This window comes from Microcoleus sp. PH2017_24_DOB_U_A, from assembly GCF_020738205.1.
Lineage (GTDB): Bacteria > Cyanobacteriota > Cyanobacteriia > Cyanobacteriales > Microcoleaceae > Microcoleus.
The window spans coordinates 1-2616 of record NZ_JAEQCT010000008.1 but is presented as its reverse complement, the minus strand read 5'-3'; the positions used below and the strand labels follow the sequence as shown (position 1 = coordinate 2616).

Below are 2616 nucleotides of genomic sequence, written 5' to 3'. Positions count from 1 at the left end.
AATAATTAAAGTCAGTGAAGGAGTCGCCCCCTCCACTGCTCTCCAAAACGGAACGTGATAGTTTCCCATCATTGGGCTCCTCAATAAAACGGCTGTTGTCATCAGTACGTCATTACCAACATATCGTTTTCCCAAACCCAAAGGCTTGGTTCCACTGGTGGCTTAGGTTTAGCACTTTTACAGCTAGATTTGTTACCGAGACTGCCATCGTTGGCGGTCTTTGTGTCGTGGCAATGTCGATGGAGTAGTTGCCAATTATCATAAGATTCCCTTCCACCTTTCGATTTAGGGATGATGTGGTCAACTTCTATCGAATCTCCATCTTTGAAGTAGTTATCGCAGTGGGTGCATTTCCCTTTTTGACGCTTGAGTAGTTTAGACACTCTCGCAGGTATTTCGGGGTGTACTCCCATTCTTGAACTCCAATATAACCAGTCACCGTCGTAGGGGGATGCTTTTCCTTTTACCTTTACATAGCGTTTTATTTCCGTGGAGCTATGTTGTATTAGCGCATAAGGATTGTTACCCTCTCCGGTTGCAAACACCCAGTTATTGCCTTCTACGGTTTTGAAGTATTTAAGGCGTATCCACCCTCTGCCTTTGTTCCTATGACGATGACGACCCCATTTGAGGAGCTTCCAAACCACTAAGTGCCACAGCCTTGCAAATATTTTCTGGCTGACGACTGAACAGAAGTAGTTACACCAACCCCGTATGATAGGATTGAGATTCTTAATTAAAGTCGCTTGATTTAAGCCACGCGACTTATTTATTACTTCTGCAACTTTTCTGTAGTGCCTCTTCTGGCTTTCCTTACTGGGGGTGATAATAGTTTTAAAACCCAATAAGACACCTCTAGTCCCTATTCCCGAGTTATATTTTCCTACTGGAAACTGCTTGATGTTGAATCCTAGAAAGTTAAATCCAGATTCTTCCCCATCTAGTCTATTCAGGGTATGGGCTATCTTTGTTTTACTCGGTTTTAGTTCTAACCCAATGTCACTTAACCACTTCTCTATCTCAACCTTACACAGCTTTACGACTTCTACATCCTCATGGAGGACTACGAAATCGTCAGCATATCTTATCAGTGAAATCGATTTGATTTTGTCTCGTAATCCACAAGTATGACCACGAGAGTCTCTCATCTCGAATTTTGGGGCTAAACCCATAATCAATTCCTCAAGCCCATGTAAGGCGACATTGGCAAGTAGAGGTGAAATCACCCCGCTCTGTGGTGTACCTTCATCAGTTGGGAACAGCTTGTTTCCATCCATTACACCAGCTTTTAACCAAGCTCGGATTTGTCTCCATAAGGTAGGATAGGTATTCAATTTTGAGAGAAGTACATCATGGTTAATGCGGTCGAAGCATTTGCTAATGTCGGCATCCAGCACATATTTTGATTTTTGCTTTATTGCCAAGAATATTGCTCCGATAGCATCGTGACATGAGCGCCCAGGTCTGAAGCCGTATGAGTTAGCTTCAAATCGCGCTTCCCATTCTGGTTCTAAAACCAGTTTGACTAACGCTTGCAAAGCTCGGTCTTCCATTGTCGGTATGCCTAATGGTCTTTCCTCATCTGTCCCTGGTTTGGGTATCCAAACTCGGCGTGTTGGCTTAACCTTAGAACCCAGTGATATTTTATTTATCAAGGCGAAACGTTGCTTTGGGGTTAGCGATTTCACACCATCCACACCAGCCGTCTTCTTCCCTTGATTATCCTGAGTTACCCGACGAACCGATAATGCTCTTGCTGTCCAAGAACTTATCAACAATTTCTGGAGTTTGCGTACTAGCTTGACATCACCACGATTAGACGCTTGATATATCCGTTTTTGCAACTTAAAGACGTTACGTTCTAGCTTTCGCCAGTTGATATCGCTCCATTCATACATCGGTTTTATTGCCGTGTTCATGACATTTACATTGCGAATTGTAGCTATACCATCCGTATTACCGTGAGTCCGTTAGCATATCCTTCACCATTACAGTGAGGCGTTGGCTTCTGACTCAATCTCTACCACCTGTTACCTGGATAATCCAGAGGTTTCGTCTTAGCTGACTGCTCGGAGTATTCGACCTCTCCGAGAGTAATCAGGTGGGTTACTTCGTTCCTCATAACCTTTGGTTTGTTCCATTAGGATGTCACCTTTTCACCGAGTTTTTGGGTAACGTAGGTATGTCGGGCAAAATCCTCATACCACCCTGTACTAATGCCCTTTTGGGACTACCAGCGCAAGAAGCCTTATTTCGCTGGTTCGGAGTAACGGTGATTCAGGCAGTGACTTCACTTTCGTTATCCATAGGAACTTGCTCACGGGATACCACTTTTTAGGCTAGTAGCTCTTTCCGCTTTTATCCCCGCTTCACCGATTGATGGCTAGTCTCTACAGTGGGGGATATGCTTTCACCTCTACGTCTGAGGGGCAGGATTTGACGCTTTCTAGGATACTGACGCTCACCTGCAAGGTTATTAAGTTATCATCTACAAGGGATTAAAGTGCTTTCCTCAATCCTGATGGATTACCCTGTAGAAGCCAGTCATCCCCCGATTTCTCGGTTTCGACTGAACGAATCGCACTTGGCAGCACCATTTAAGTCTGCATTCACAAT

1 protein-coding gene is annotated in these 2616 nt (G+C 44.2%); it reads right to left on the bottom strand.

The window, feature by feature from the left end; translation table 11 throughout:
• Positions 1-101: 101 nt before the first annotated feature.
• Complete coding sequence (gene ltrA / locus JGK07_RS00145) at positions 102-1919, bottom strand: group II intron reverse transcriptase/maturase (RefSeq protein ID WP_293290649.1); 1818 nt, start codon at positions 1917-1919, stop codon at positions 102-104.
• Positions 1920-2616: the final 697 nt, after the last annotated feature.